4 protein-coding genes and 2 pseudogenes are annotated in these 5,759 nt (G+C 64.3%); 4 read left to right on the plus strand and 2 right to left on the minus strand.

What is annotated here, in order from left to right; all coding sequences use genetic code 11:
* The 3 genes and pseudogenes from ACESNG_RS11235 to ACESNG_RS11245 form a co-directional block, all read left to right on the plus strand.
* Positions 1-274: pseudogene (locus tag ACESNG_RS11235) on the plus strand (hypothetical protein); the annotation flags it as partial.
* A 34-nt stretch (positions 275-308) separates the two neighbouring features.
* On the plus strand, positions 309-2,174 hold the full coding sequence (iolD, locus tag ACESNG_RS11240; RefSeq protein ID WP_373068996.1) for a 3D-(3,5/4)-trihydroxycyclohexane-1,2-dione acylhydrolase (decyclizing): 1,866 nt from the start codon (positions 309-311) through the stop codon (positions 2,172-2,174).
* Positions 2,174-3,019 carry an SDR family oxidoreductase gene (locus ACESNG_RS11245; RefSeq protein ID WP_373068998.1) on the plus strand — a complete coding sequence of 282 codons (846 nt, stop codon included), beginning with the start codon at positions 2,174-2,176 and terminating at the stop codon, positions 3,017-3,019. Before iolD ends, ACESNG_RS11245 begins: the two co-directional genes overlap by 1 nt.
* On the opposite strand, the gene ACESNG_RS11250 is transcribed toward ACESNG_RS11245, so the two are convergent.
* Both ACESNG_RS11250 and ACESNG_RS11255 read right to left on the minus strand, forming a co-directional pair.
* Complete coding sequence (locus tag ACESNG_RS11250) at positions 2,971-3,963, minus strand: cytochrome P450 (RefSeq protein WP_373069000.1); 993 nt, start codon at positions 3,961-3,963, stop codon at positions 2,971-2,973. The two genes, ACESNG_RS11245 and ACESNG_RS11250, sit on opposite strands and share 49 nt — an antisense overlap.
* A gap of 235 nt (positions 3,964-4,198) precedes the next feature.
* A complete protein-coding gene (locus ACESNG_RS11255; protein WP_373069002.1) occupies positions 4,199-5,131 on the minus strand; it encodes a TIM barrel protein in 933 nt (310 codons plus the stop codon).
* 99 nt (positions 5,132-5,230) lie between these two features.
* Here ACESNG_RS11255 and ACESNG_RS11260 point away from each other — a divergent pair.
* Positions 5,231-5,759 (plus strand): annotated as a pseudogene (locus tag ACESNG_RS11260) (hypothetical protein); the annotation flags it as partial.

A 5,759-nucleotide genomic window follows, 5' to 3' on the forward strand; every position in this document is an offset into this window, starting at 1 on the left:
ACCGGCCGACCTCGCACTGACCCACGGCCTACCGGTCGGCGGAGCGTCGGCCGAACTCGACGCCCTACTGACCCGGATCGTCCAGGCATGCGACGAGCACGGGGTGATCCCCGGAATTCACACCGCGTCCGGCGCCGACTGCCGGCGGGCGCAGTCGCTGGGCTATCGACTCACTTCGGTCGGGACCGACGCGGTGTGGCTGCGCGCGGGCTTCGCACAGCAGGTCGCGGCGGCCCGTTCCATGGACGAAGCGATCAGCGGCGCGCTGTACTAGCGGTAATCAACTCGGTGAACCAACTCGAAGGGAGATGTGCGTGAGCACGCTACGACTAACCACAGACCAGGCCATCGTCAAGTGGCTGATTGCCCAGCGCACACTGATCGACGGAGTCGACCAGCCGGTCTTCGCCGGTGTGTTCGCCATCTTCGGGCACGGCAACGTGACCACCTTGGGCGAGGCGCTCGAACCGGTCCAAGACCAGTTGCCGACCTGGCGCGGCCAAAACGAGCAGACGATGGCGCTCGCCGCCGTCGCCTACAGCAAGGCCAAGCTGCGCAAGCAGATCATGATCGCGTCCACGTCGGTAGGGCCCGGCTGCAGCAACCTGCTCACTGCCGCCGCCGTCGCCTCCGTCAACCGGATCCCGCTGCTCATGTTCAGCGGCGACTACTTCGTGCATCGCGCGGTCGACCCGGTGCTCCAGCAGATCGAGACGTTCTCCGATCCCACTGTCTCGGTGTGCGATGCATTCAAGACCGTGGTCCGGTATTGGGACCGGATCAGCCGTCCCGAGCAAATCATCCGTTCGCTCCCGCAGGCACTGGCCACCATGATGGATCCGGGCGACTGCGGTCCGGCGTTCTTCGCGCTCCCCCAGGACGTCCAGGCAGAGGCATTCAATTTTCCGGTCGAGTTCTTCCAGACGCGATACCACTACTTCCGGCGGCCAGCACCGGACCGGCGCGATGTCGAGAAGGCCGTAACACTGCTGTCCGAAGCCAAGAAGCCGTTGATCCTCTCGGGTGGCGGCGTGCGCTACTCCGAGGCCAACGACCTCGTTGCGAGCTTCGCCGAGCGCCGCGGCATCCCGATCGCTGAGACCGCCGCTGGCAAGGCCACCGTCCTTGGATCGCATCCGAACAACGTCGGGACCCTCGGAACCATCGGCTCGAGTTCGGCGAACGCCGTGGCCGAGGAAGCCGACGTCATCCTCGCCATCGGCACTCGACTTCAGGACTTCTCGACCGGATCATGGTCGGTATTCAAGAATCCCAATGCGCGCTTCATCCTTGTCAACACGAATCGGTGGGACGCAATGAAACGCACCGACTGCGCCGTCATCGGAGATGCGCTCGAGAGCCTGACGATGATCGACGAGGAAATGGGTACCTACGCCGCGGCCCAGTCGTGGCTCGGGCGCGCGACAGACCTGGTCAACGAGTGGAACGCATACCTGGACGGCTGGACCCAGCGCACGGACCTCGATCCACCCTCGTACGGGCAGATCATTAAAGCGTGCAACGCACTGGCAACCGCCGACGACTACGTCGTGTGCGCCGCAGGCGGCATCCTCGGCGAGTTGACGATGGCGTGGAGTGCGCTGGCGCCCAACTCCTTTGATTCCGAGTGGGGTTTCTCGACCATGGGCTACGAGGTAGCCGGTGCGTGGGGCGCAAGCATGGCCCGAGTCGATGAGCGCGCCCGCACCGGTGGCGAGGTGCTCACCTTCATGGGCGACGGCTCCTACCTGATGGCAAACTCGGATGTGTTCTCGACCGTGCTCACCGGCCACAAGGCCATCTTCATCGTGTGCGACAACGGCGGATACGCGGTGATCAACCGACTGCAGGTCAATACGGGCGGGGCCGAGTTCAACAACCTGTATGCCTCGAGTCGTCGCGTTACCGACACCACCGTCGACCTGCTGCAGCACATCACCTCGATGGGCGCGCAGGGCGAGCGGGTCGAATCACTCGACCTGCTGCCCGCCGCATTTGCTCGAGCGCGGGCGGCGACGGCCAGCTACGCCCTCGTCCTGCCGGTGCAGGCCTACACCTGGCTCGAGGGCGGGGCCTGGTGGGAGGTCGGAGTGCCCGAGGTGAGCGAGCGCGCCGAGGTGCGGCTGGCCCGGGGCGAGCACGAGGCCGACAAGAAGCATCAGCGGATCGTCTGATGGCCAACCCGGCAGCTGATCGCAGCGTCGTCGCGCAGTCCGACGACCTAACCGGCAAGGTCGCCATCGTCACGGGAGCAGGGTCGCTCATTGCGTGCGCGACAATCGAGGGTCTCGTCGCACGCGGCGCGCGAGTGCTCGCCACCGACCTTCCCGAGAGCGCTCATCATATCGCGGAACTCGGCCTGGCTGACCAGGTGAGTTTCGCCGGCGGCGAACTGGCTGACGACGCCCACCTGCGGGAACTCGTCACCCGGATTAGGTCCGAGTTCGGCGGTGTCGACTACCTGGTCAACGCGGCCGCCGTGTTCGCCGACCCGAGGCTGGCGGCAACCCACGAAGACTGGCATCGGAGTATGGACGTCAACGTCATCTCCGCCGCACGCTTGATCTCACTCTGCCAAGAATCGATGGCCGCGCGCGGCGGCGGCGCGATCGTCAATGTAGCGTCGATCAGCGGCCTGCGTGCCCAGCCTGATCGCCTTCTCTATCCGGTGACCAAGGCGGCCCTGCTCGGACTGACGCGCAACTGCGCCACACTCCTCGCGGCAGAAGGCACCCGCGTCAATGCCGTGCTCCCCGGCTGGACTTGGAGTCGGAACCTCGAGAAACGCTATGGCGCCCGCGCGCGCGCCGACGAGGTCGCCGCCGAGTTTCAGGTGATGGGACGCCTAGGCAACCCGGCGGAGATCGCCGACGCGATCATCTTCCTACTCTCGCCCCGAGCGTCGTTCATCACCGGTGCCGAACTGGCAGTCGACGGTGGCTATTCGGCCATGTCACCCGAAGCAACTGGTCAGGCCTTCATCAAGGTCCCGACGGTCAACGGCACTTCCGCGACCTGACGCAAGAGAAAGCTTGGACGCCAACTGACGTCGCTTGCCTCAAGGGTCATGTTCGGGAACTTTTCGAGGAGTGCGCCGACACCTATTCGGGCCTGCAACCTCGCCAGTGGCGCACCGATGCAGAAGTGCGTCCCAAAGCCGAAGGCGACGTGGGGATTCGGCTTGCGTCCAATGTCGAATGTGTGAGGGCGCTCGAAGACGTTCGGATCGCGATTTGCGAGGGACAATATCGGCGCGAGTACATCCCCGCGCGCGATCGGATGGCCGTCGACGACAAGGTCGGTTTGCGCTTGCCGAAGTCCGAACTTCAACGCAGTCTCGTAGCGAAGCGTCTCCTCGATGGCCGAGTCGAGCAACGAGGGATCCGCCAGGAGGCGCGCGCGCTGTTCGGGGTGCAGCATGAGCAGGGTGATCATGCTCGAGATCAGACTCGTCGTCGTCTCGAATCCCCCTTGAACCATCCCTACCAGCATCCCGACCAGGTCGTCGTCGGTTCTGTCCATGTCGCGCTGTGATGAGACCAGGCGTGGAATGAGTGTGGTCTCGCGATGTTGAGTTGTTGGCGATCGGCGCTCGTGCTGGATGAGTTCTTGGACGTAGTCGCCCATGGCGACGTAGGCGCGCTTGCACTCCAGTGCCATCTCCGCGTCGGTCTGATCGCTTCCGAGGAACCGGAAGACGCACTCGACCCATTCGACGAACTCGTCGCGGTCCTCGAGCCGGACCCCGACGATGCGCGACATCGTCGAGGTCGTCAGCGGCAGGGCGAAGTCCACCTTGCCATCGAAGGAACCCCGTGCCTGGATATTGGCAAGCAGGTCATCGACGATGGCCTGGACATCTGGTCCCAGCGTTCGGGTGAGCTTCGCGTCGATGACGGACGTCGCGGCAGCACGCTGCTTGGTGTGATCGGGGGGATCCAGCGACGACAGCGCCCGTGGCATGTGCTCGGAGATCGGTGCCAGCGCCTTCGCCTCGTGCGGGGCCAGGTTGCGAAGCTGGGATCCGGTTCGATCGCCTTGTCCGACGTCCTTGTGCTTGCTCACCTCGCGGACAGCGGCAAGATCGATGACCGTCCAACCGTTGAGGTAGTCGCTCCACTGAACAGAGCCGCTCCGTCTGATCTCGTCGAAGTACTGATACGGATCCTGCAAGCGGCTGGGATTGAAAAGGTATTCGTCAATGCTTGCCATCGGCCGCCTTGAGAGTGCTGGTCGACACAAAGTTACTCGCGCCTAACTCCTTGAGGTAGTTGAGACTTATGGCGCAGTCCTCAACCGGCCCGGTTCCGGGTGGTGGGATCTCCGACAGCGAGCAGTCCTGCTCGATCGTGTACCAGCCCGCGTATCCAGCCGCCTCAAGAGTCGAGATCACGGCCGGGAGGTCGACGTCGCCCTTGCCCAGCGGCTGGAACAGTCCGTCGAGGCAGGCCGTGCGAAACGGAGTCTCACCCGAGAGCACCATGTTCGCTAGGCGTACCTGGATGTCCTTGAGGTGCACGTGAGCCACCCGGTCCGCGGCCTGCGTAACGACAGCGACCGGGTCGATGCCAGTCGACATCATGTGGCCGGTGTCCACGCACAGGCTCACATCGGAGTTGTCCAGCACACGTTGCAGGTCGGACATGTCCTCGACAACGGTGCCGACGTGCTGGTGCAGAGCCGTGCGCAGTCCGAAGCTCGATGCCACCTCGCCGACCACCGACAGGTTCGCGAAGAACGTCGCCCACTCACCCGCGTCAAGGACCCCGCGCTTCTCGTACCCCAACAGGTCCCACACCGGCCCGAGGATGAGGACATCGGCTCCGGCCATTTGGAACTGCCGGCACGCACGGTGGAGGTAGTCCACGTCGGCGTCGAAGAGGTCCTGAAAGGCCATCGCCATCGGCACCCAACCACCGATCACCCGCAGGCCGTTCTCGCTGAGGTATTCGTTGAGTTCCTCTGGATCTGATGGCAGGAAGCCGTCCGGGCCGAGTTCCATGGCCGATAAGCCCAGCGACTTCATTTCCTCCACCACCCGATCGCGCGGGAGGATCAGGCCCCAGCCCGGAGAGCCATCCACGCCCCACGTGACGGGTGCTGCAGCGATACGATCAACGAAAGCCGACATGATCAAAGTCCTCCATAGTAGAGTGCGAATCGAGCTAGTCTATTGCCAACTGTTGACAAATATAGCAGCAAACAATCGAGTTGAAAGGGGAATATTCGGATGAATGAGATCGTGGCCGTCACCTCAGTATTGGTGAGCGACGGTGTCATCGTCGAGGGTGCGGGGTTGGTTCCGCTCACCGGCGGGGTCTCGTCCGACGTGTGGCGGATCGCGCCCGAGGACCAGACCGAGCGCTACCAGACCGTCAGCCCTTTCGGGCTGGTCGTCAAGGCTCCGCTGGCCCAACTGCGGGTGCCGACGACCTGGGAGGCGGATGTCTCGCGCGGCCGCGCCGAAGCGCAGGCCCTCCAACTCTTCGGAGGCATCACTCCGGGCAGGGTCCCCCAGCTGCTCTGGCAGGACGACGAGCTGCCGGCAATCGCCATGGAGGCAGCCCCGCTCGACTGGGAGGAATGGCGCACGCAGCTCAGCACCCGCCTGCCGAGTAGCCCATATGTGTCGAGAACGCGGATCGAGAACGTCTGCTCGAGCTTGGGCCAAACACTCGCGCAGTGGCATGTCCGAACCCAGGACATCGGCGCGCTCCCGGCCGTGCTCTCCACCGGAAATCGACTCCGAGACCTACGCA

This window comes from Gemmatimonas sp. (assembly GCF_041689975.1).
GTDB lineage: Bacteria > Gemmatimonadota > Gemmatimonadetes > Gemmatimonadales > Gemmatimonadaceae > Gemmatimonas.

What these genes read in the sequence shown, in the direction of transcription:
- iolD (WP_373068996.1), top strand. Translation starts at nt 309, where the DNA reads ATGTGCGTGAGCACGCTACGACTAACCACAGACCAGGCCATCGTCAAG.
- ACESNG_RS11245 (WP_373068998.1), top strand. Translation starts at nt 2,174, where the DNA reads ATGGCCAACCCGGCAGCTGATCGCAGCGTCGTCGCGCAGTCCGACGAC.
- ACESNG_RS11250 (WP_373069000.1), bottom strand. Translation starts at nt 3,963, where the DNA reads ATGCCACGGGCGCTGTCGTCGCTGGATCCCCCCGATCACACCAAGCAG.
- ACESNG_RS11255 (WP_373069002.1), bottom strand. Translation starts at nt 5,131, where the DNA reads ATGTCGGCTTTCGTTGATCGTATCGCTGCAGCACCCGTCACGTGGGGC.